General features: G+C 41.8%; 19 protein-coding genes and 1 pseudogene. 2 read left to right on the forward strand and 18 right to left on the reverse strand.

The genetic code is table 11. The annotated features are described in order from the left end of the window. Positions 1-35: 35 nt before the first annotated feature. From WKT08_RS02065 to yghU, 8 genes are all read right to left on the reverse strand, one after another. On the reverse strand, positions 36-1148 hold the full coding sequence (locus tag WKT08_RS02065; RefSeq protein ID WP_340279689.1) for a hypothetical protein: 1113 nt from the start codon (positions 1146-1148) through the stop codon (positions 36-38). Positions 1149-1272: 124 nt separating this feature from the next. Next, the gene (gene rfbB, locus WKT08_RS02070; RefSeq protein WP_340279690.1) at positions 1273-2319 is read right to left on the reverse strand and encodes a dTDP-glucose 4,6-dehydratase; all 1047 of its coding nucleotides are present in this window, start codon (positions 2317-2319) and stop codon (positions 1273-1275) included. 202 nt (positions 2320-2521) lie between these two features. After that, positions 2522-3115, reverse strand: a complete 594-nt coding sequence (locus tag WKT08_RS02075; protein ID WP_023918495.1) for a dTDP-4-dehydrorhamnose 3,5-epimerase family protein — start codon at positions 3113-3115, stop codon at positions 2522-2524. Beyond that, a complete protein-coding gene (rfbA, locus tag WKT08_RS02080) occupies positions 3115-3984 on the reverse strand; it encodes a glucose-1-phosphate thymidylyltransferase RfbA (RefSeq protein ID WP_003002772.1) in 870 nt (289 codons plus the stop codon). Before rfbA ends, WKT08_RS02075 begins: the two co-directional genes overlap by 1 nt. Before the next feature lie 260 nt (positions 3985-4244). Then, complete coding sequence (locus WKT08_RS02085) at positions 4245-5336, reverse strand: NAD(P)/FAD-dependent oxidoreductase (protein ID WP_340279691.1); 1092 nt, start codon at positions 5334-5336, stop codon at positions 4245-4247. 6 nt (positions 5337-5342) lie between these two features. Then, positions 5343-6140, reverse strand: a complete 798-nt coding sequence (locus WKT08_RS02090; protein WP_340279692.1) for a Nif3-like dinuclear metal center hexameric protein — start codon at positions 6138-6140, stop codon at positions 5343-5345. Further along, positions 6127-6816, reverse strand: a complete 690-nt coding sequence (locus tag WKT08_RS02095) for a tRNA (adenine(22)-N(1))-methyltransferase (RefSeq protein WP_340279693.1) — start codon at positions 6814-6816, stop codon at positions 6127-6129. The genes WKT08_RS02090 and WKT08_RS02095 overlap by 14 nt, the downstream gene beginning before the upstream one ends. Before the next feature lie 81 nt (positions 6817-6897). Beyond that, complete coding sequence (gene yghU, locus WKT08_RS02100) at positions 6898-7689, reverse strand: glutathione-dependent disulfide-bond oxidoreductase (RefSeq protein ID WP_003007871.1); 792 nt, start codon at positions 7687-7689, stop codon at positions 6898-6900. Between the two features lie 136 nt (positions 7690-7825). Between yghU and add the strand changes: the two are divergent. After that, a pseudogene (add, locus tag WKT08_RS02105) lies at positions 7826-8845 on the forward strand (adenosine deaminase). Positions 8846-9162: 317 nt separating this feature from the next. Here add and WKT08_RS02110 read toward each other — a convergent pair. From WKT08_RS02110 to recJ, 9 genes are all read right to left on the reverse strand, one after another. Next, complete coding sequence (locus WKT08_RS02110) at positions 9163-9846, reverse strand: DnaD domain-containing protein (protein ID WP_003007874.1); 684 nt, start codon at positions 9844-9846, stop codon at positions 9163-9165. A 9-nt stretch (positions 9847-9855) separates the two neighbouring features. Further along, positions 9856-10800, reverse strand: a complete 945-nt coding sequence (gene metA, locus WKT08_RS02115; RefSeq protein WP_049483310.1) for a homoserine O-acetyltransferase MetA — start codon at positions 10798-10800, stop codon at positions 9856-9858. Between the two features lie 101 nt (positions 10801-10901). Then, positions 10902-11414 carry an adenine phosphoribosyltransferase gene (locus WKT08_RS02120; protein ID WP_340279695.1) on the reverse strand — a complete coding sequence of 171 codons (513 nt, stop codon included), beginning with the start codon at positions 11412-11414 and terminating at the stop codon, positions 10902-10904. Between the two features lie 160 nt (positions 11415-11574). Beyond that, positions 11575-12168: a TipC family immunity protein gene (locus tag WKT08_RS02125; protein ID WP_031576836.1), complete on the reverse strand. Its 594-nt coding sequence runs from the start codon at positions 12166-12168 to the stop codon at positions 11575-11577. Then, on the reverse strand, positions 12168-13871 hold the full coding sequence (locus tag WKT08_RS02130) for a hypothetical protein (protein WP_225305939.1): 1704 nt from the start codon (positions 13869-13871) through the stop codon (positions 12168-12170). The genes WKT08_RS02125 and WKT08_RS02130 overlap by 1 nt, the downstream gene beginning before the upstream one ends. Then, entirely contained in the window at positions 13868-14242 is a 375-nt protein-coding gene (locus WKT08_RS02135; RefSeq protein WP_031576840.1) for a hypothetical protein, read from the reverse strand. Before WKT08_RS02135 ends, WKT08_RS02130 begins: the two co-directional genes overlap by 4 nt. Then, a complete protein-coding gene (locus tag WKT08_RS02140) occupies positions 14230-14502 on the reverse strand; it encodes a hypothetical protein (protein WP_009731321.1) in 273 nt (90 codons plus the stop codon). Before WKT08_RS02140 ends, WKT08_RS02135 begins: the two co-directional genes overlap by 13 nt. A 205-nt stretch (positions 14503-14707) precedes the next feature. After that, positions 14708-15304, reverse strand: a complete 597-nt coding sequence (locus WKT08_RS02145) for a TipC family immunity protein (protein ID WP_031576842.1) — start codon at positions 15302-15304, stop codon at positions 14708-14710. Next, on the reverse strand, positions 15301-17526 hold the full coding sequence (recJ, locus tag WKT08_RS02150) for a single-stranded-DNA-specific exonuclease RecJ (protein ID WP_340279697.1): 2226 nt from the start codon (positions 17524-17526) through the stop codon (positions 15301-15303). The genes WKT08_RS02145 and recJ overlap by 4 nt, the downstream gene beginning before the upstream one ends. A 479-nt stretch (positions 17527-18005) precedes the next feature. Between recJ and WKT08_RS02155 the strand changes: the two genes are divergently transcribed. After that, positions 18006-21806, forward strand: coding sequence for a Spy0128 family protein (locus tag WKT08_RS02155; protein ID WP_340279698.1), 3801 nt, complete (start codon positions 18006-18008; stop codon positions 21804-21806). Positions 21807-21861: 55 nt separating this feature from the next. On the opposite strand, the gene WKT08_RS02160 is transcribed toward WKT08_RS02155, so the two are convergent. Beyond that, positions 21862-22626 carry a hypothetical protein gene (locus WKT08_RS02160; protein WP_340279699.1) on the reverse strand — a complete coding sequence of 255 codons (765 nt, stop codon included), beginning with the start codon at positions 22624-22626 and terminating at the stop codon, positions 21862-21864. Between the last annotated feature and the right edge of the window lie 104 nt (positions 22627-22730).

Genomic DNA, 22730 nt, shown 5'->3' on the forward strand with positions numbered 1-22730 from the left:
AATTTGGAAACAAAAAGGACCTTGCGGTCCTTTCATTATTTCACTTTTTCTAATTTTGCGGCAAATTCATTACCACCACGTAAGACAAGTATATTTTTTCCACCGTTGACAGGTACGAAACAATAATTTGAATTAGCTTGTATATAGACTTCCTTAGCGCTCTTCACTTGATAGCCTTCTGATTTCACCGCTTCTTGAATGACTTCAAATGTGTGTTCAATTTCTTCTTTAGAAGTCGTGTCTCCATCATACTTTTCTGAATCAGCTAGAGAATAGAATGCGTAAGCCTTGCTATCGTAATACTTATCACTAATAATTCCATGATCTGAAATCTGAACAGTTGTATTATCTCCTTCTGTCACATTCTTCCATTTTCCAACCATGGCCTTTGGTGTTTCAACCTTGTGATAGACCAAATTATCTTCAAAGTTTCCTTTGTATGACTTATAAGTTTTCAAGTCGAATAAATCATTTCTTAAAATAATATTGCTTCCGTCTTTTTGGAGCAAGTTATAGCGTGTGTTCCCACCAGACTTAATAACAACAATTTCTGTTGTCTTCAGGTTAAATTTCTTATCGACATCCGCAAGTGAATGCAAGTCTGTCGAATTTAACAAAGAAAGTGCGGTATTAAATTCTTTTTTCGCTTCATTGCCCTTGAAAACCTTTTTGATGGTCTCGCTACTATTGACTTTTTGTTTCTTTCCACTTAGTTCATAAGTGATCGGACTAGAATCCGTATTTCTCAACCAAACACCATCTAGACTTGGCCCACCTGAAAAGAAAAAGAACCAAGCAAAGGCAATCACTGCGACAAGTCCCGCAACTGCAGCCCCAATTTGGGTTTGTTTATTAAAAGAAAATGTCAATTTTTTCGGTCTTGGAACAGGTTGTAAGGTTTTCGCCGATGGCTGCGGTTGGACAACAGCTGTTCGCTCTTGTGAAAGAGGTGCGCTAGGTGTAACAGGTGCTTCCTGAGCATGAGCCTGCGCTTCAGTGGCTGGAGCTGGTGCCTCAGTTGTTGGAGTCGGCGCTTCTTTTCGCTCTACGACAAACTCCCCTTTTTCACGCGCTTCTTGAAATTCTTGCATACTTGGCTTTCGACCATTGACCGCTTCAAAGTATTCAACCCAATCTTTTTGATTCATAACATCCCCCTTATTGATTTATCCTAAAAACTAATCATATTATACCACAAATCCATGGTTAATTTTATGATTTTCAGAAAATAAAAGAAAAGTCCAAGTAGTTTTTCTACTTGGACTTTCTTCCTTATTTCAAAACTTCTTGTGTCTTCGCGTAGTTGGCTTCTACAGCTTCTTTTTCAGCTTTCCACCAGTCTTGGTGATCTGTGTACCACTTGATGGTATCTTCCAAACCTGCTTCGAAGTTTGTGAATTGTGGTTCCCAACCTAATTCTTCACGCAATTTTGTTGAATCGATGGCATAACGCAAATCGTGACCCGCACGGTCTGTTACACGATCGTAAGCATCTTTTGGTTGTCCCATTTTTTCAAGGATGAGCTCAAGCACTTCTTTGTTGTTCTTTTCACCGTCAGCACCGATCAAGTAAGTTTCACCGATACGGCCCTTAGTAAGAATCGCCCAAACACCTGTTGAGTGGTCGTTGGTGTGGATCCAGTCACGGACGTTCTTCCCTTCACCATAAAGTTTTGGCTTGATGCCAGACAAGATATTGGTGATTTGACGTGGGATGAATTTTTCGATGTGTTGGTATGGCCCGTAGTTGTTTGAACAGTTTGAAATGGTTGCCTTAACACCAAATGAACGTACCCAAGCTTTCACAATCAAGTCTGAAGCAGCCTTAGTTGATGAATAAGGTGATGATGGGTTGTATTTGGTTTCAGCAGTGAATTTTTCACCAGGACCTTCCCCATGTCCAGGAAGATCTTCGCGCAATGGAAGGTCTCCATACACTTCGTCTGTTGACACGTGGTGGAAACGAATGTCGTATTTACGAGCCGCTTCCAAGAGTGTGTATGTTCCAACAAAGTTTGTGTAGATAAATGGAGATGGATCTTTGAGGGAGTTATCATTGTGGCTTTCAGCCGCATAGTGGACAATGGCATCAGCCTTGGCAGCCAATTTGTCAACTAATTCAGCATCAGCGATGTCCCCCACAACCAACTCGACACGATCTCCAAGGATTTCTTCGATATTGGCACGGTTTCCAGCATAAGTAAGTTTATCAAGGACAGTCACATGCACGTCTGGATGGTTATTGTAGACATAGTGTACGAAGTTTGAACCGATGAAACCAGCTCCACCGGTTACGATGATATGTTTATATTCTGACATTTTTTCTCCAAATAGTTTTTAGTTTTGATTGTTCCTTTAGCTAGTGAGGGACGCCAGCAACCTTTCGGTTTCATGGCTAAATCCGAAGCCAAAGTCTCCGGATTTCCTTACAAGATTCCCTGAGGGAATCTTGTTTTCACTAGGACAGGAACAATCTTATAACGCTCCTTGCAGTCGCGATACTGCTATGCAAGGTTCATTCTTACAAATCTTCTGCTTTTAGGGGTTTAACATCTTTGAGCAATGGGTGATTTTTGTCTGCTTCTGAGACTTCTGCTTCTTCCAAGTTTTCCCATTGGATGTCTAGGCTTGGGTCTGCGTAGTTGACAAAAGCATATTTTGGTTTGAGTTCCAGTGCCCAGTAATCATTGACTAAGTATGTATAAGCAACTTTGTCTGTCAAAACTTGGAACCCATTGGCTACACCACGAGGGACGAAGATGCCTTTTGAAGCATCGATCACGGTTTGGTAGGTGTTTCCAAAGCTATCGCCTTCACGAAGGTCTACCCAAGTTCCAAGAACCTTTCCTTCATCTGCTACAGAGATGTACTTGTCCCAAGGCTCTGCATGCAAGCCACGCAAAACATTCTTACGAGAGAATGAAATATTGTTTTGCAACTTGCCTTCTGCAAAGAAGCTTTCAGGGAATCCAAGGGGAAGCATTTTCTCTTTTTGGAAGTTTTCTTTAAACCAACCACGGTTATCCCCGCGCACTGGAATATCAAACTCCATCAAGCCTGGGATGGCTTCAATTTTGCGGGCTGCTAATTCTTTATCAAAAAATTGTTCCGTCATTATGCTTCTCCAATCAAACGGAGCAAGTATTGTCCGTATTCGTTTTTCTTCAATGATTGCGCTAATTCATGGACTTGTTCTTTAGTGATATAACCCATGCGATAGGCAATTTCCTCAAGGTTAGCCACTTGGACATTTTGCAAGCGTTGAACAGTTTCGATATATTGAGATGCTTGCAAGAGACTTTCGTGAGTTCCAGTATCCAACCATGCAAAGCCACGGCCCATGAGCTCAACAGAGAGATCTCCACGCTCCAAATAGGCCTTGTTAACATCAGTGATTTCAAGCTCTCCACGAGGGCTTGGTTTGATGTTTTTGGCAATTTCTACCACATCATTGTCATAGAAGTAAAGTCCGGTCACTGCAAAGTTGGATTTTGGATGTTCTGGTTTTTCTTCGATAGAGATAGCGTTCATATCCGCGTCAAACTCTACCACACCAAAGCGTTCTGGATCTTTGACTTGGTAACCAAAGACAGTCGCTCCTTTTTCTTTGGCTTCTGCCCGTTGCAACATCTTGGTTAAGCCATTTCCGTGGAAGATATTGTCCCCAAGGATGAGGGCAACGTGATCGTCCCCAATAAAGTCTTCTCCAATGATAAAGGCTTGCGCCAAACCATCTGGACTTGGTTGCTCTGCATAAGAGAGAGAAATTCCTAGCTCAGAGCCATCTCCAAGAAGCTCTTCAAAACGAGGAAGGTCTTGAGGAGTCGAGATGATCAGGATATCTTTGATCCCAGCCAACATAAGGGTTGACAGCGGATAGTAGATCATTGGTTTGTCATAAATGGGCATCAACTGCTTAGAAGCCGCACGTGTCAATGGATACAAGCGAGTTCCTGAGCCCCCTGCTAAAATAATACCTTTCATAATGTTAGGCCTTTCTACGTAGTCATTACCCTTATTTTATCATGTTTATATAAAAAAGTCACCTTGCATTTGTGTTACAAGGTGATGACAGGAGATGAGAGTTGTAGAATTGTTAGCATTGGTCTTACTCATGATTCAAATAGATTACTGCTCCTTGACTGAGCCGTCTGAAAATCTTACCTTGTAGTAGAGCCCACTCAACCACTGCATCTTGCTCGACAATCCAAAAATAATTGAGAGGCTAGGACTTTTGTCCCAGCCTACTTCTTCACATACTGTTCAACTGGATAATCTGCTGGATCTAAGCGCAGGTTTCCTCCTACCACGAGTTGGGCTAGGTGCCAACCAATGAGGGGACCGGTTGTGAGGCCAGATGATCCTAGGCCACTGGCGACATAGAGGCCTTCTCGATCAGGAACAGCTCCCCAAAATGGTGAAAAATCACTGGTGTAGGCACGAGTTCCCACGCGCTCCCCGACAACTTCCGCTTGAGCTAGTTCTGGATAGTAAGACAGAGCTTCTGTTTCCATCTGATTCAACAAAGCCTGATCCACTGTCAGGTCAAAGCCCATCTCATTTTCATGGGTGGCTCCCATACTGATCTTGCCCTGCTGAAATGGAATGATATCCAGCTCTCCTTCAGGCATGACTACAGGATAATCATCAGTATCTAGGTCTAGCTGATAATCCCGCAATTGCCCCTTTTGCGGACGGACATCGACTTGGTAGCCAAGTGGTTCGAGTACCGGCCCCAACCAGGCTCCTGTTGCCAGGATAACTTGGTCATAGCATTCACCAGCAATCTGATAGCCATCACTTGAGACTGAGAGAGCAACCTCTTCCTTGATAACTCTTGAACCGCTGGCTTTAAGGAGAGTCTCCGTCAGAAGGGCTCCTTCTACATGAGCACCACCTGAGGCATAAAGGAGCTTCTCAAAGCCTTGTAGATCAGGAAATTGCTGGGCTACTTCTTCCTTAGTCAAAATTGCCAAGTCCCCGATTAAGGGAGATTCTTCTCGTCGACTCAGCGCCAACTGATAGAGTTTGTCTAATTTTTCTTCCTTTTTCTTGAGGAGATAGACGCCGGTCTGCTGGTAAAAATCTGTTTTAATTCCGTCCTTGGCCAGATCTTCTACCAATTCTTGGTAAAAGTCTGCTCCCAGACGAGCCAGGCGATACCAGGCCTTATTCCGCCGTTTAGAAAACCAAGGGCTAATAATGCCTGCCGCTGCCTTAGTTGCTTGGCCGACTCCATGGTCATAGACGGTCACATCCACTTGTACTTCTTTGGATAAATAATAGGCTGCAGTAGATCCCACGATCCCTGCACCGATAATGGCAACTTTCATCATGCCCCCTTAGATATGGTAAAAAGGATTGGTGCTGGCTTGACTGCCAATCACTTCAATCTTCCACGCTTCTTCAGCCTTCCACTGATTGAGCTTTTCTACTAATTTTGACACAAAAAGAACCTCGATATGGTGTCCCGGATCCAAGGCCAAGAGCCCATCACTCAGCATGTCCTGAGCCGTGTGGTAGTAGATATCTCCTGTGATATAGACCTCTGCTCCCTTTGCGAGAGCATCCTTGTAAAAGGACTGGCCACTTCCTCCACAAATGGCGACGTGCTCGATGACCCGTTCCAAATCTGCCTGGTCATAACTGACTATGCGCAAAGCATCTAAGCCAAAGGTTTCTTTGACCTTTTCAGCCAACTGGCCAAAGGTTTGGGTAGCTACCCGACCGATCCGGCCGATTCCGAATCCTTCCCCTGTCATACTGAGGGGTTCTGTATCTTCAATGTCCAAGAGCTGGCAGAACCAATCGTTGAGACCATCTGAGACAATGTCAATATTAGTATGGCTGACGTAGACTGCGATATCATGCTTGATCAAATCGATATAAATCTGATTTTGGGCCCGATCGGCTACCAAATCCTTAATCGGACGGAAAATGGGCGCGTGCTTGACGATGATCAAGTTCACTCCATGGGCGATAGCTTCCGCAACCGTCTGCTCGCGGATATCTAGGGCCACCATGACCTTATGGATGTCTTTTTGCAGCGTACCGACCTGTAGCCCACGGACATCTCCCTCCATGGAAAGCTCCTGAGGACAGTAGTCTTCATAGCGTTTGATGACTTCACTTGCTAACATGTAGAACCTCCTTGATGTGAGCGATGCGCTCTTCTAACGATGTTCTGGCAGATTGATTCTCAACTGGGACCTGCTCCAAGGCAAAACTTAATTTCTCTACTTCCTTGGACCACTTTTGGACAAACGCTGGAGCTTGCTCCTGCATCAAATAGGGACCAAAGCGTAGTTCCTTGGCTGACAACTCTTGAGAACCCTGTTCCACCACGAGGATCTCATAGAACTTCTCATTTTCTTCCAAGATAGCTTCATCAACAATGCGAAAATCATGCTCTACTAGCCAAGCCCGCAGTTCATCTTCCCGATTATTGGGCTGGAGGACCAAGCGAGAGACATTGGCTAATTTCTCAAGACCTGCCGCTAAGATATCTGCAATCAAGCGTCCGCCCATGCCAGCAATGGTAATACAGGAAATGCCATCTGTTGGTTCAAATGCAGCCAAACCATTGGCCAGACGGACCTCGATCTTGTCCTCTAAACCATTATCGGCGACATTTTGCAGGGCAGACTGATAGGGCCCCTCTACCACTTCCCCTGCAATGGCAGCCTCAATCTTACCTTCCTGTAAAAGGGCGATTGGGAGATAGGCATGGTCACTCCCCACGTCCAACAGACGCGCTCCAGCTGGGACGAAGCTAGCCACCAAGTCCAAGCGATTTGATAATTTTGTAAATTCCATGTGCTACTTTCTAAACTTTTATTCCACCCTTTAGTATACCATGTTTGCACCATTAAAAAAAGGCGCAACGGCGCCTTTTCATTATGCATCAATTTCCTTATATTCTACTTCCAAGCCACGTTTCACAGCTGGGCGATTGGCAATTTTCTCTGTCCAAGCTTGCAGATGCTTGTATTCCTTCACATCCAAGAAAATCCCTGCACGGTCCCAGACCTTGTCTTGAGCTAGACGGCCATACCAAGACCAGATGGCAATATCTGCAATGGTATAGTCATCCCCTGCGATATAAGGTTTAGTGGCCAATTCTTTGTCCAGTAAGTCCAATTGACGTTTGGCTTCCATGGCAAATCGGTTAATGGCATACTCGATTTTCTCCGGCGCATAGTGGAAGAAATGACCAAAGCCTCCCCCTAGGAAAGGTGCAGCCCCTGTCTGCCAGAAGAGCCAGTTGAGCACTTCTGTCCGTTTAGCCCGATCAGTCGGGATTAATTTGCCAAATTTCTCCGCTAGATACAGGAGGATATTGGCCGATTCAAAGACACGAATGGCTTGATCGCCTGATTGATCCAACATGGCCGGAATTTTCGAGTTTGGATTGATGGCTACAAAGTCACTACCAAACTGATCTCCCTCACCAATCTTGATCCGATAAGCGTCATAGCCTGCATCCACTCCCAGCTCTTTCAATTCCTCCAGCATAATGGTAGCCTTGATCCCATTGGGTGTTGGAAGGGTATAGAGTTGGAAAGGTTGATCGCCTTTTGGAAGAGTTTGTTCAAAGCGGGCACCTGCTGTTGGTTGGTTCAAGCCACCCCAGGCTCCTCCCATTTGACTTGGTGCTTCCCATACTTCTGGTAATTGATAGTTTGACATCTTTCTTCTCCTTTATTTCGCTACTCCTAGCATATCAAATATTGGGTTCCCTTTCAAAGATCTGCTACGCGAAGGCTACTTGACTTTTTTTGTCAAAATGATAGTATAGAAAAAATACAATTTTAAGGAGAAAATCATGTCCACGATCGATTTTCATAGTTTGGCAAAGACAGAACTTCACTGTCACTTAGACGGTTCCTTGTCGCTTCCAATCATTCGCCAGTTGGCAGCTATGGCCAATATTGACCTACCCGCTAGCGATGAGGAGCTCAAGCACCATGTCACTGCGCCTGCCCACTGTGAGAATCTTTTGGACTATTTAGAGGCTTTTGACTACATTAGGCCCCTCCTTCAAACCAAGGAAGCCTTGACGCTTGCTGCTTACGATGTGGCCAAGCAAGCTGCTCTCGAAAATGTCCTTTATATTGAGGTTCGTTTCGCACCAGAATTGTCCATGGACCAAGGGCTTACCGTTCCAGAAACTATCGATGCTGTCTGCGATGGTCTACGCCAAGCCCAGGAGGAATTTGGCATTGTTGCAAAAGCCTTGGTCTGCGGCATGCGCCAGTCAGATCAAGAAGTCACCTCTCGCATTCTTGCAGAAGCCAACCAAGTTAGCGATCAGGATTTTGTTGGTTTTGACTTTGCCGGGGATGAGCACAACTACTCTCCAGAAGATATTCGACCTTTAATCGAGCAAGTCAAGAGTTACCATCGGCCCATGACGCTTCATGCAGGTGAGTGTCATTGCCCACACTTTGTTGCCCAATCGATTGCATTTGGAATCAAACGCAATGGCCACGTGACGGCTCTATCTCATGAACCAGCCTTACTCCAATACTTTATTGAAAATGAGGTCACTGGTGAACTCTGATTGACCAGCAACCTCCAAACAAAAGCAGCGCCGACTATAGAAGATTTCCCTTATCTGAAGATGAAAGCAGCCGGAGCTCGGATCAGTATCAATACCGATAACCGGACTGTATCTGATACCGATCTTACCAAGGAATATGCCCTCTACCATCAGCATTTCCAAACCAAGGAAACTGACTTTTACCAACACAATATCGATGCCATCCAGGCTTCCTTTGCTAGTGAGGAGGAAAAACAAGAACTCCTTAGCAAACTAGAAAAAGCCTATGCGGACTATTTATAAAGGAAAAAACTAGCACTTTATGAGTACTAGTTTTTTGAATGGTTAAAAATTATTTTTTCAATTAAGAACCTATTTTTTTCAGTAAAAATAATGTCTTATTTTTAAAACTATTCAAGTATAAACTAAAAACTTTCCGCCGTGAGAAAAGTGCCTGAAACACTATTGTTTCAGGCACTCGGGAGTTTTGAAACCTTAGGTTCAAAACTAAGTCATGGAACTTCTTCGAAGTTCGCTGACGTCCGTACTCACATAAGGAAAGTTTCCAGGAAGACTTAACCTTCCATCTGCAGCTAGCACTCAAATAAGTGCTAGTTTTTTTAATCCTTCCACAAATCCATGGCCTTCAAGAAATCGTCTGAAACGGTCACATTGCGTGGGTTGGCTTGTTCGCGTTCTTGTAGTTTCGCCTCTACTTGGGCTAGACTGTTGATGCCTTCACTGCGCCAGTTGCGTAAAATGGCTTGGATATATTTCCAGTGAGGCTTGCCGTTAAAGACAGCTTCTCGTAATGCTGCCTTGATCACATCTGGATCTGTCTGATCTTCGCGCACAGTCTTGGTCAAGTCTTCAATCTCAAAAGGTGTCAAGAGTCGTCCCAGTTCTTGTTGGAAGGTTTCCACCAAGTCCTTGATGACATTTCCCTTCGCAGGCGCGCTTTGTGCCTTCCCTTGTGATTGGGCTTCTAAAATCTCATCCAAGCGCTCCAGGGCAATGGTCGCATCAAAGATGGCTTCAATCTCGCCATTGAGCTCAATGGTCCGGTATTGAAGAAGTCCCTTGGTGGTCAAATTGGACATAATCCGATTGACCTCTGTCACCGTTTTTCCTAGATGACTAGCAATCTGATTGGGAGTTAAGGCCTCTTGACCAGTCGTATTTTGAAGAAAGAAAAACTGCCAAACCAAGTAATCATCTGCTTGGTCAAACAATTCATGATAATGAAAAAGCAAGGCACTCGGAAGAACCAAGTTGCCATACTTAAATGCTTGTGAATATGTCATAATTCCCCTTTATAGGTAACCATAAAATGAAATATCTTTTTCCAATTCTTCCAAGCGGTAAGGTGTTTCTTGATAAACCGCATAGTTGATCCAATTACTAAAGAAAGTCGTCGCAGCTAGATTCCAACGAATGCGAGGTTCTGTATTGGCATCATTCTCATCAAAGTAATTTTTTGGAAGGGCTGGATCCAAGCCTGCCTTGACATCTCGGTGGTATTCTTTCGCCAGCGTATCGCGATCATACTCCAGATGGCCAAAGCTATACACCTCACGCATGTCTGGACTGGCAATGATGGAAAGGCCAACCTCATTTCCCTGAGCGATCACCTGAAGATTACTCTTTTCCAGAACTTCCTTCAAAGGAATATCGGTATAGCGGGAATGAGGGGCAAGGAAACGGTCGTCAAAGCCTCTCATGAGAAGACTCTCAGGACGCACCACTACCTGGTCATAGATGCCAGATAATTTGTCACAGAGCTCAACTTTTTGAATCCCGTAACGGTGGTACAGACCAGCCTGGGCTCCCCAACAGAGGTGCAGGGTAGAAAAAACATGACGCTTGGCCCATTCAAAGACCTGGGTCAACTCTTCCCAGTAGTCCACTTCCTCAAAGTCCATCTTTTCGACAGGCGCCCCCGTCACAATCAAGCCGTCATAGTAATTATCCTTGATATCCTCAAAAGTCTTGTAAAAACTCTCCATATGCTCGGCCGCTGTATTTTTAGACTTATGGCTCGCCATATAGAGGAAATCTACATTGATCTGCAAGGGCGTATTGGCCAGGAGGCGTAGCAGTTGAGTCTCAGTTGCTTCCTTAGTCGGCATGAGATTCAAAATCAGAACATTTATAGGACGAATATCCTGGTGAGTTGCTCGAACATCATCCATGACAAAAATATTTTCTGAACGAAGGATATCGACTGCTGGTAATTTTTTATCTAGAGTAATTGGCATAAAAAGCTCCCATCTTACAAGTTCTTAACTAACATTATATGATAGGAGCTTATAGTTTTCAATTATGGTTTTTCTGTAGCCAGTTATAGTATTAGACTATATTAGTAATGCATCAAGACTTTGTAGTCGTAATCGCCGATCGCTTCGCGACCTTTCAAATCATCCAACTCGATCAAGAAGGCACACCCTGCAACAACTCCACCGAGTTTTTCGATCATTTCGATGGTTGCTTTCACCGTACCACCAGTCGCCAAGAGGTCATCAACGATGAGGACACGTTGACCTGGTTTGATAGCATCAGCGTGCATGCAGAGGGTATCCACACCGTATTCTTTTTCGTAGTCAGCAGAAATGACTTCACGTGGCAATTTACCAGGCTTACGAACAGGCGCAAATCCAATTCCCAACTCAAAAGCGACCGGACATCCAACGATGAACCCACGTGCTTCAGGACCAACGATCATGTCGATTTTCTTATCGGTCGCATATTGAACGATTTCACGAATCGCATAACTATAAGCATTGCCATCTGCCATCAAAGGGCTGATATCACGGAAGGTAATTCCTTCTTGTGGATAGTTTTCAATGCTTGCAATGTAATCTTTTAAATCCATGGTTAACTTTCTTTCATAAAAAATTTTTTACATTCCATTATACCATGAATTCTACTAACTTGCATCATTTTTTGCCAAATCATTTTCCCAAGCTCCTGCGTCAAAAGCAAAAATCCCACATCCGAAAAATGATGTGGGATTGGAATTGGAAACATGCTTACTATTCTTCTATCAATTTATCGTACTCGATTTTCAAATCACCTAGGTTTTTTAAAGAATATCGAGAGCTTCCCCTTTTGAACCAGGTGCCAAGAATGTATTGTTCAGCTACCTTCTTACTTTGCTTTTTCAACCAAGTACGGTCTTTGCCGTAGGTGGCAAGGTGATCAAGAAGTTGCTGGCCCTCGTAGCTTGTCTCATTAATTGTCAAATAGAGGTCGCTTTGGTAAAAAATCTTTTTAGAGGCGTTATATTCAAATATCAAATTAACTGATGTATTTTCATCTAATTTGTATTTGTACATATAGAACCAATCCTTATTGCCCCTAAACATAGTAACAGCTAGATGCTCCTTTCCCCCAACGGTTTCATCTGAATAAGGATAAGTTTGAAATCCCTCGTCGTCCTTCCAGATGCGATCACTTCCAATCGTTTCTGTATAAGGCTTAAACATCACATAGCGCATCATCCCACCATTTTCAGAGTATACGATCTCTTCCATAGGATTTTTGAGGCTCAGGTAGATTCCCAGCCAATAAAGGCAAAAAAGTAAGATGGGAATCAACCAAACAAATAATTTAAAATTTTGCTTCATTATTCATCTTTCTTATATTGCATTTCTTCTTTTTCCAAACTTTCAATGAATAGGTAGGATGAATTATACTTTTCATGTTCCTTCAGATATTCCATTGATTGTTCTTCCGATGGTGTTTCATAAAGAACTGCATCACTTGTTTCTGCAATTATTTTTCCAGAGATCTCATCTGGTACTAAACTAGTAAAAATAGTTGATTTAACTTCCTCCAAGTCAACATTTTGTTTAAATTCTTTCTCTCTTAAATTTGGAGAGCTTTGCAGATCACTCATGTAATTATTCATCGCTTGCGTATAAGATTGAGTATTCGAAGTCATACGTTTTACAATATTAACAGAATCTAAGTCCGCAAGATAATCATCAATTCCAATAATTGGCTCCTTATCGGTCGCATTTCTAGTAGTATCACCTTCCCAGCCTGATAAGTCTTTAACATTTTTTCTTCCACCATAAATATCAGCTAAAACAAACCATCTAGGATTTAGATGTGTGGCCATTGTGATAGACTGATGAGTAAAGTCAGCTTTTTGATACATACTTTTTGCAACATCATAAACTTCTTCAGACGATATTTTATTATTTGTATATTTTTCCGCAACCCTTTTACTGTATTCCTTTAAGTCATCTTCTTCATACCTTCCAATATGTTCATCTGTCCCTGATACTATATGTTGTACATTTAATATATAGTAAAGATGTTTTGACTCCTCTTTACTTAATCCTAGTTCATCCATAATTTCATCAAAGCTCTTCTCGAAATGCATAACACCATAAGTTGTTAACTCTTCATAGTAAAAATAATCAACTAAAGAACCCGCAGTTTCATCCCACTTAAATCCCGTATATGAGGCGCTTCCAATAATCCTAAGAAGTATGTAATCTTTTTCCTCTTGAGACTTATCTGGGAATTTTTTATCAATGCCATCTCTGACTTTTATGATTTCCCTTGCCGTCTGCTCGTTAAATCCATACTGCACCATCAGGTTCTGAGCAAACATTGCATCTTCTGGGGACAGATCTTGTAAACTTGGGGATTCGCTTACTATTTTTTGAGCCTTTAATTCATCAACCCAAGACATATCTAGCCCATCTGTATAGTAATTACCATTAGCATCAACAACCACTTGACTTAACTGACTTGCTCCTTGAATAGCAAGTTGAAGAACAGTTAAACTATCTGAGAAAAATGATGCTACCTGTGATACAAACATTTCCAACTCATTAATTTTCTTTGTCACACTCTGAATTTCTGACTCTAGATTATTTTTTGAGTCAGTCAATTGACGAGAAGTCTCACGATGGGCATCGGAATTAAAAGTTAATTTATTAAAAAAGCTCTCATGCTCAGCAATCTGTTCATTAACAACTGTTAACATGTCTTCTTTACTTTTTTTGAGAGCTTTTAATTCTTCTAAATCAAGATTTCCATATTGAGATACAGGTTCATTTGCTGTTTTATATGAATTCAACTCGATCTGAATATCATCCACTGCTTCCTTGATTTTCGTAATTGCAGGGATAATAATATCGGTAAAAAGTCCTTTACCCGCAGTATATGCAGCTCCCTGCAATTTACCTGAATCCAAAGAACTTACCAAATAAGCGCAACCATTTGATAATCTTTCTGTAATTTCATTTGCAATTTCTATATTGTTTGATAGTGCATCAATTAATGCACTAGATTCTGCAGAACTATATTTCACTCCCAAGGCAATCGATTCCTTTCTGATATTAATTTATCTCTTTGTTCATCCGTATTTCGACGGATCGATTGACTCCATTTTTCTATGTCATCAAAATGGGTTTGCACATATTCGGACATTTGACGACGCAGTTCTTGATTATTTTCTAACTCCTGAATTCTAAATTGTGTTGACATATCCGATTCTGTTAGTAATGAGTCCACGCCAGAAGACAGCTGTTCAAATTGCTCAGCTAAATAAAGAACTCTGTTTTCATGGCGCTTCTGTAATAATTTAAAATCATCTTCCTTTTCTTCAAGTTCTATAATTTTTCGAGTCAAAGTAGAGCGCTCTTTTTCGCTCTTATCTATTTTTTTATTTAATGATTCCATCTTTGAGATTCCTCTATATCTCTCTTTTCAATTACAGCAGCAATTTGAGGGAACTTGTTGGCTTGAATTAGAACTGCTTGACTAAATTCGCTAATAGCCTGAAGAACTGAATTTGTTACCTCCTTTCCATTTTCCATTCCTGTAATTTCTTGGGTGTAAGAAAATGAAACTTGCTGATTTTGCACATTACTGGTATCAACTGAAACCAGCTCACTAATTGCATCTGCAGCTGAAATAGCATTTGATTGTATTAAGGCCATTTAATTCCTCCAAATAATTTTTTACTAAGAGATCACTCTTAGTTTTCCTTTGAGTTAGAAGTATTATAACATGCTTTTATAATTAAAAAAAGCTTAGTTAGTAGTATCTAAGCCTCATTGTAACTGATCTCCTATTATATTTATATACACTAAAAAAATCCCACATCTGAAAAAGATGCGGGATAATAATTGTTAGAATAGCCTTTTACTGTCCTTCTATTAATTTGTTGTACTCAATTTTCATATCCCCCAAGTTTTTCAGGGAATAACGGGAGCTTCCGTTTTTAAACCAAGTACCCAGGATGTATTGTTCGGCGACCTTCTTGCTTTGGTTTTTCAACCAAGTACGGTCTTTGCCATAGGCGGCAAGTTTCTTTAGAAAATCACTACCCTCTACTTCTTGATCATCCGCATAAAGATAGACTTCTTCTTGAATCAATGCTCTTTTTTTAGAATTGTATTTGAACATCATACGAACCGATACATTTTCTTTTAACTGATATTTATACCTATAAACCCATTCCGAACTGTCCCTAAACATCATGACGGATAGGTCTTCCTGACCACCAACGATTTTATCAGAATAGGGAAAAGTCTGAAATCCTTCATCTTCCTTCCAAGGAGCTTCACTTTCGATTGTTTGAGTGTAGGACTTGACAATCATATTTCGCATCATCCCACCATTTTCAGAGTAAACAATCTCCTCCATGGGGTTCTTGAGACTCAGGTAGATTGCTAGCCAATAAAGAGCTAAAAGTAGGATAGGAGTAAGCCAGAGGAAGTGTTTTAGGTGTTTTTTCATGAGGCCTGTCCTGTCAGATAATCATAGATTTCACGAACTGTCCCAAGAGCCATCAATTCCTGCTCTTTCACCGTTTGTTTGAGATTTTGGTAGATGGTGCTTTCAGCGATTTCTCGTTTTTCTGCTGTTTTATTGACCTTCATAATGCCATTTTCAATGGTCACAAAGCCCAACTCTTGGAAGATCTGGATCATTTTGACCAATAGGATCTGCTGGATCTTGAGATAGGTTGCTAGTTCTTTGAGTTTGTAACGAACATCGAACTCTGGGTATTGATAAATGGTTTTATAGAGTTTGGCATACTGGTCCCTGCTACCGTAGCCTGTCAGATAGTAGGCTTTGGCGATCTCATTTTTGAAATACACAGCTTGGAAATCATGCTCTTGAAAGATGTGACGCAGTTGCTCTATATCCTCAGGGATATTTCCAACCACTACAGCAGTTGCTCCTGCTAGATCAGGCAGTTCTTTGGTAAAATCAAGAACAGGAACACCTGCGGGGAGGCTGGCATTTTTAGAGCGGATATTAAAGAGCTGCACACCATCCACACGCGCATCAACCAGCATGAGCTGGAGGGTCGTTTGACCATTCCATTGGTTGACCGACAACTGCACAGCTAGCTCTAGGTCTTGCGCCTGTGCAAACTCTGCCTCTAAGCTTCCCAAGCCAAAGGCAACCACCTCAAAGGTCGCATCTTCTTGAGAAATTTTGAGTTTCAAGTGGGTATTGCCGGCTCCCATTGAGCGCGCCCCTTCTACCTTGAAGTTACGGACCAGAAAGACGGGCTTTTTATTGTCCATGCCAAAAGGACTCAAGCGATCAAAGCTTTTCAAGGTCTCAAGCGTTAGTTCTGTTAGATGCAGTTCCTCGTCGATGGCTAAGCTAGACTTGCTGCTGAGATCAATCTTTTGCTCTCTAATGTAATCCGTAAGAGCCTGAGACAAGGCAGGAAGTTGGTCCACCTCCAGCGTCATCCCTGCTGCACCAGCATGTCCTCCAAAGGCGACAAAGAGCGACCGGTGGGGATCGAGGGCGTCAAAGATATTGACCGACTCAGGACTCCGAGCGCTTCCTTTAGCACGCCCATCTTCGATGCTTAAAACAACTACTGGCTGATGAAGCTCTTCTAATAGACGGCCAGCTACAATACCAAGGATCCCTGGATTCCAGCCTTCCTTGGCCAAGACCTGGGCGGATAAGCTCGGATCGACCATGGTTTTAGCTTCGTCATAGATGGCTTGGACAATCTCTTTTCGTTCTTCATTCTTTTGATGAATCATGAGGGCAATCTCGTGCGCCTCTTCATCGTCAAATCCTGTCAGGAGTTCAATGGCCGGATTGGGATCATCGAGGCGGCCAAGGGCATTGAGACGAGGAGCAATCTGAAAACCAACCGTTTCTTCATTGACATCCTCCGGACGAATCCCTGCGATCTCCAAGAGTTCCTGCAAGCCCATGCGCTGGGTATGTTGGAGAACACCCAGACCATATTTGACTAGAATCCGATTCTCATCTGTCAGGCTGACCATATCAGCAATGGTCCCAATTGCTACCAGGTCTAAGAGATCGACTGGTACTTCCTCTAAGAGGGCACAGGCCAACTTAAAGGCCACACCACATCCTGCTAGATAATGGAAGGGATAATCCGCATCTGGATGCTCCGGATGGATGATCGCATAAGCATCCGGTAAAACCTCTGGCATGGAGTGGTGGTCGGTCACGATGACATCGACTCCCATCGCTTGGGCCATGGCAATGGCTTGATTGCCCGCGACCCCATTGTCCACCGTGACAATCAGGGAAATGCCTTGTTGCTCGATAAAGTATTTGTAGATACTCTCATTGGGACCATAGCCGTCTGTGAAGCGGTTGGGTAGGTAGACTTGCACCTCTGCCCCCATCTGCTCCAAGGTTTCCTTCATAATAGAGGCCGAAGTCATCCCATCCGCATCATAGTCTCCGTAGATCAGGATCTGCTCATAATCTTCAATGGCCCGTCGAATGCGCTCCACTGCTTTCTCCATATCATGGAGCAAATAAGGGTCGTGAAGTTTCTCTAACTTGGGCTCTAAAAAGTCTTCTAAATCCTCTTTGGTTTGAATGCCACGCTCATACAGCAAGGTTGCTAAGGACCCTTCCAGGCCTGCTTTTTTGGCAAGGGCCAAAAAAGTCTCATCTGCACTTGGCGAAGCTAACTGCCAATCGTATTTTGAAGTGATCATCTAGCTTTTGGTCTCCTCTTTTTCTTATCTGAATATTATAACATGAAAGGCTAAAATGGCGGGAAATAAAAGGTCGACTTATACAAAAACCAAAATCAACATTTTTCATTATTTTTGTTGCATTTAACTTGACTTATCATACTAAAAGAATATAATAATGATGATAATAATCTTTTAAATATGCAATGGGATGATTATTCTGTTAAAATTTGCAACGTTTATTATCACTTTAACATTATGACGCTTGTCATTTCCCTTGTTTTTCTATCTAAACAAACGTAGTTAGAGGGTTTGAGCTGATTTTGTCGGTGGGTTTGTTTTCTTTTAATGCATAAAGAGGAGCATATAATTCATCGATCTATCCTAAACTGAGGCAGCTGGTTTCATGGAGTAGAAATTAGAAGCCTTTCTATTTTAGGATATATCACTATATAGAAAAGCCTCGGAAAGGGCAGGCAGAAGAAAGGAAATGAGGCCAATTGAAATCTCTTTATAAAAAGATAGTTGCATTTGTAGCTATCATCGGTGTGGTAGCCTTGGGCTTGTCTGTGATCAAACCCGTAAGCGCGGCCACTGTTTCACCAACCGTCACCAACTTAAAGGCCCAAACAAATGGACAAAAGGTTACCTTTTCATTTGACTGGGATTTAACTGGTAAATCAGTTAAAGACGGTGATACATTTACTATTGACGCTCCAGAAGGTGTTAATATCACTGAAATTGCAACTCAATCACTCCAAGCAAATGGAGCTGAAGTCGCAACCATTTCAATGACAAACAAAAAGATTACTTTCACCTTTAAAAAAGCAATCGAATCCATGAACCAAAACGTTAAGGGTGGTTTCTCATACAAAGCAGAATGGGATAGCACACCAGGAAATCCTGGAAATAAAACTGCCACTTCTAAGGTTGGATCTGAATCCGTTGTTATCACTCGTCCTGACGGACCTGGAGTATTTGAATCTGTGTTGAACAAGTACAACCTTACTGGTGACTATGTAACTAAGCAATTCAAATTAGACGCATCTGAAAACTATGCATGGTTGAATGTTGGAGATGACTACTATCTGACAAAATGGTTCATCCGTATCAATGGAGATGGTAAGAAACAAGCTTTGACAAACCCTGTTGTATCAGATAAAATCCAAGCTCCAGCAGTCGATTACTCAAAAATCACTTTTGCTCCTGCTGCTAACCACGCTGCAAATGAATTCTTTGTGGGAACTTACTTGAAACCATCCTTTACATTAAGAAAAGGTGGACAAGTGGTGGCTTCTGGTTGGGACTTCTGGCAACATGTGAAATTCGATGCGGACGGCAATGGATTTACTGTGAATTTATCAGACGTCAGTGATGTCTTTAAAACAGCATCAAGCGATGAATTGATCGTTGAATACCAAACATTAATTCCTAAGACAACCATCAGAGTAGATAACAATGCTACATTGACAGCTGATGAAATCACAACACCTCAAACTGACCCAGCATTCTGGAACAATACAGAATTGAAATACTGGGTTACTGGAGATCAAACAGTTACTGTTCAAAAAGAATGGGTTGGTGATGATGAAGCTGACCGTAAAGATATCACGGTTCAATTGTATGCGGACGGCAAAGCCTTGGATGGGTTAACACAAACCCTTACAAAAGCTTCTGGCTGGAAAGCAGAATTTACGAAATTGCCAGGTATCAAAGACGGTAAGAAGATTGAGTACTCAGTAGTGGAAACAAACACTCCAGAAGGTTACACTTCTAAAGTTGAGAAAATTGATGATAACAACGTGATTAAAGTGGTCAACACATCAAACAAACCAAAGGTGACTGAAACTACTGCAGACCTTGTCGTTAAAAAAGCTTTCGAAGTAGCTGGTGATCAGGAACATAAACAAGTTCCAGTCACAGAAGGTCAATTTGAGTTTGTCTTGAAAGACGAAAACAACAAAGTAGTCGAAACTGCCAAGAACCAAGCAGACGGCACTGTTAACTTCAAGTCTCTAACCTTCAATAAAGAAGGTAGCTATACATACACGATCACTGAAAACAAAGGTACGGATGCTACTATCAACTATAGTACTCAAAGCATCACGGCTACTGTCGAAGTGAAGAAAACTGACGACAAACTCGTTGCTACTGTCACTTACTCAGGTGGAGATGGTGAAGAAAAAAATACGATCACCAATACTCAAAACAAACAAAAAGTTTCAAATGCTAAGGTGACCTTAAACCTTAAAAAAGCATTTGAAGGTGGTGAACTCAAGGGCGATGACTTTGAGTTTGTTGCAAAAGATTCAAACGATAAAGTTGTTGCTACAGCCAAGAACCAAAAAAATGGTTCGATTACTTTTGATAACATCACTGTAGACAAAGCAGGGACATTCAAATATACCATCACTGAAACAAAAGGTACGGACAAAAGCATTACCTACAGCGATAAAACCATCACGGCCACGGTTGTAGTGGTTGAAAAAGACAACGCCTTGGTTGTAGAACAAATCAGCTACTCTGATGGTCAAACTGACACAGATACGTTCACCAACAAAAAAGAAGCTCCTAAAACAGAAAGTGTAACAGCTACACTTCAAGTGAACAAGCTCCTTAAAGAAGGTGAAACAAACTTACCGTTGACAGATGATCAATTTGAATTTGTCTTGAAAGAAGGAAATAATACCCTTGAAACTGCCAAGAACAAGGCAAATGGTACTGTAACCTTTAAGGAACTTTCTTATACTGCAGAAGGAACACACACATACACCATTACCGAAAATAAAGGTACTGATGCTTCTATCAACTATAGCACACAAACCATCACTGCTACTGTTGAGGTGAAGAAAGTAAACGACAAACTCGTTGCTACTGTGACTTACTCAGGTGGGGATGCTGAAAAAGGAGATACGTTTACAAATACGAAAACACCTCCGACACCTGTTCCTCCAACAGTGAAACCAACGACAGCTAAATTCAAGGCTAAAAAAGTATTGGCGATCAATGGTTCGAGCGATCGTACACTGAAAGCAAATGAGTTTACTTTCCTTCTCAAGGATCAAAATGGTACGCTCGTTGATACCAAGACAAATGGTGAGAATGGGGATATTCTCTTCAATCCAGTAAGATTTAATGAAGCTGGTACGTTCACCTACACAATTGTTGAACAAAAACCAGCTACACCAGAATCAGCAATCACTTATGATGAATCTGTTCATACTGTAACAGTAACTGTTACAAAAGACGAAAATGGACAATTGAATGCGGATGTGCAATACGACGGTAAAAAGGATACTCCTACTTTCACCAACACGTACACACCTCCAACACCTCCAACTCCAAGTGAAAAACAAATTACCACAAGCAAGATTTTAGAAGGTTGTGACCTTCAAGGTGGTGAATTTAGCTTTAACCTCTTGGACGAAAATGGAACTGTTCTTCAAACAAAACAAAATGCTGCAGATGGTACAGTGACATTTGATGCGATCGCCTACACGGAAGCGATGATTGGTACTCATAAATATACCATTAAAGAAGTCCTACCAGCTGATCAGGCAAATATCCAATATGACGAAGGTCAAGTGGATGTCACAGTGACCGTCACAAAAGATGAAGCATCAAACGCTATCCAAGCAGTTGTTTCATACGGTGCGAAGAAAACCTTTATCAATAAGGTCATCCCACCAACTCCACCAACAGTGAATAATCCTGAATTGAAACTTTACACCCTTAGAGTTCGTAAGGTAGATGAAAAGGGTGATTACCTTGCCGGTGCGGTATTTGGACTCTTTGAAGCGGATGGTGTGACACCTGTTGCAAATCCTTATGGTCAAGGCCAAGCACAAGCGATTTCTGGTCAAGACGGACTTGCAAGCTTCGTTGGATTTGAAGCTAAAGAGTATGTCATCAAAGAGCTCTCAGCTCCAAGTGGTTACCAACTTTCAGATACAACCATCAAGGTCTCTGCAAGCGACTTTGCTTCTGCAACAAACCTTGTCGTTGATAAAGGAAACGTGGTGAATAAACTTCTTCCACCTCCACCATCAACAGATAAACCATATATTCCAACAACAAGCACAAGCAAACCAAAAACTCCATCATCCAACGGAGATAAGCCGAAGCCTGGTGACAAGCCAAAATCTAGTGAAACTCCTAAATCTAGTGACAAGCCTAAAGAAGGTAAACGATCTCTTCCTTCAACAGGAACGGAAGATCATTTAGGACTTCTTGTAACTGGTATGACATTAATCGCTACAGCTATTGCTTCTCTGAAACTTAAGAAGAAGGAAGACTTCTAAGAAACATGAAAGATCTAGTCAAACACGACTAGATCTTTTTCTTGTATTCGGTTACTCAATTCTGAATATTTTGATCTTCATAAAAAACAACTTTCCCATCTTTAACTTTAAATGAGTAACTGATAGAATCGGCGTAACTACCTTTGGAATAATAGAAATCATAGGCACCATCCGGCAGTTTGCTAGCGTCTAATTTTTTGGCTGCTGCTTTTAAGTCTTTTTCCTTAACGGATACACCATCCTCTATATAAATAGTCATACGGATTAACTCTTGATCGATTAAGGTCTGAAAAGGGATTTGATAGTAACCGGCAAAGTCCTTTTTCCCTTCTTTGAGATTTTGACTTGCGATACTATCTAGAATTTGCTCCTTCTCATCACGGTTGGAGTTAGATAAAAAACCAAAGAAACTAATAGGAAGACCTAGAGATTGCTTCTTTAATTGTCCCTCAATTTTCTTCTCCTTCTTTTGGACAGATTGCTGCTTCAAGTACGCTTCCTTATACTCTGGAAGATGGTCACTAGTTGTATCTGTCCAATCATTATGAAACACCGTATCCGTTTCTAATGTCACTGTTTGTCCATCATAGGTTTTCTCAGAGTAGGTATAAGACACATGATAAGTTGGGATTTCCAAAGCAGTCCAATCCAGTTTGTTTATGGTCACATCCCCATGCAGACCAACCTTAGCAAGCTCACTGCTGACTACTTCCTTCGCCTTTTTATAATCACTCGGTTTCATGATCTTGCAACTGGAAAGAAGAAAGAAACAAAGAATAAGTGGAATTCCTGCGAATAGTTTGAAATAGTTGGGCTTCATAGCCTGACCTCCTTGCTAAATCCGACCTAATCGATTAATTTTTTACAGCAGTCATATCTGAACAACCTATGAACCGATTGAAAATTCTAATGATAATTGAGAAG

Origin of the sequence: Streptococcus sp. HCA-5024 (assembly GCF_037890265.1) — a bacterium.
GTDB lineage: Bacteria > Bacillota > Bacilli > Lactobacillales > Streptococcaceae > Streptococcus > Streptococcus lingualis.

Excerpts from the sequence above, each read along its gene's own strand:
- WKT08_RS02075 (WP_023918495.1), bottom strand. The coding sequence starts at position 3,115 with ATGACGGAACAATTTTTTGATAAAGAATTAGCAGCCCGCAAAATTGAA.
- WKT08_RS02135 (WP_031576840.1), bottom strand. The coding sequence starts at position 14,242 with ATGGAATCATTAAATAAAAAAATAGATAAGAGCGAAAAAGAGCGCTCT.
- recJ (WP_340279697.1), bottom strand. The coding sequence starts at position 17,526 with ATGATCACTTCAAAATACGATTGGCAGTTAGCTTCGCCAAGTGCAGAT.
- rfbA (WP_003002772.1), bottom strand. The coding sequence starts at position 3,984 with ATGAAAGGTATTATTTTAGCAGGGGGCTCAGGAACTCGCTTGTATCCA.
- WKT08_RS02085 (WP_340279691.1), bottom strand. The coding sequence starts at position 5,336 with ATGATGAAAGTTGCCATTATCGGTGCAGGGATCGTGGGATCTACTGCA.
- rfbB (WP_340279690.1), bottom strand. The coding sequence starts at position 2,319 with ATGTCAGAATATAAACATATCATCGTAACCGGTGGAGCTGGTTTCATC.
- WKT08_RS02145 (WP_031576842.1), bottom strand. The coding sequence starts at position 15,304 with ATGAAAAAACACCTAAAACACTTCCTCTGGCTTACTCCTATCCTACTT.
- WKT08_RS02160 (WP_340279699.1), bottom strand. The coding sequence starts at position 22,626 with ATGAAGCCCAACTATTTCAAACTATTCGCAGGAATTCCACTTATTCTT.
- WKT08_RS02110 (WP_003007874.1), bottom strand. The coding sequence starts at position 9,846 with ATGACATATTCACAAGCATTTAAGTATGGCAACTTGGTTCTTCCGAGT.
- WKT08_RS02065 (WP_340279689.1), bottom strand. The coding sequence starts at position 1,148 with ATGAATCAAAAAGATTGGGTTGAATACTTTGAAGCGGTCAATGGTCGA.
- yghU (WP_003007871.1), bottom strand. The coding sequence starts at position 7,689 with ATGTCAAACTATCAATTACCAGAAGTATGGGAAGCACCAAGTCAAATG.
- WKT08_RS02090 (WP_340279692.1), bottom strand. The coding sequence starts at position 6,140 with ATGTTAGCAAGTGAAGTCATCAAACGCTATGAAGACTACTGTCCTCAG.
- WKT08_RS02125 (WP_031576836.1), bottom strand. The coding sequence starts at position 12,168 with ATGAAGCAAAATTTTAAATTATTTGTTTGGTTGATTCCCATCTTACTT.
- metA (WP_049483310.1), bottom strand. The coding sequence starts at position 10,800 with ATGCCAATTACTCTAGATAAAAAATTACCAGCAGTCGATATCCTTCGT.
- WKT08_RS02140 (WP_009731321.1), bottom strand. The coding sequence starts at position 14,502 with ATGGCCTTAATACAATCAAATGCTATTTCAGCTGCAGATGCAATTAGT.
- WKT08_RS02120 (WP_340279695.1), bottom strand. The coding sequence starts at position 11,414 with ATGGATTTAAAAGATTACATTGCAAGCATTGAAAACTATCCACAAGAA.
- WKT08_RS02095 (WP_340279693.1), bottom strand. The coding sequence starts at position 6,816 with ATGGAATTTACAAAATTATCAAATCGCTTGGACTTGGTGGCTAGCTTC.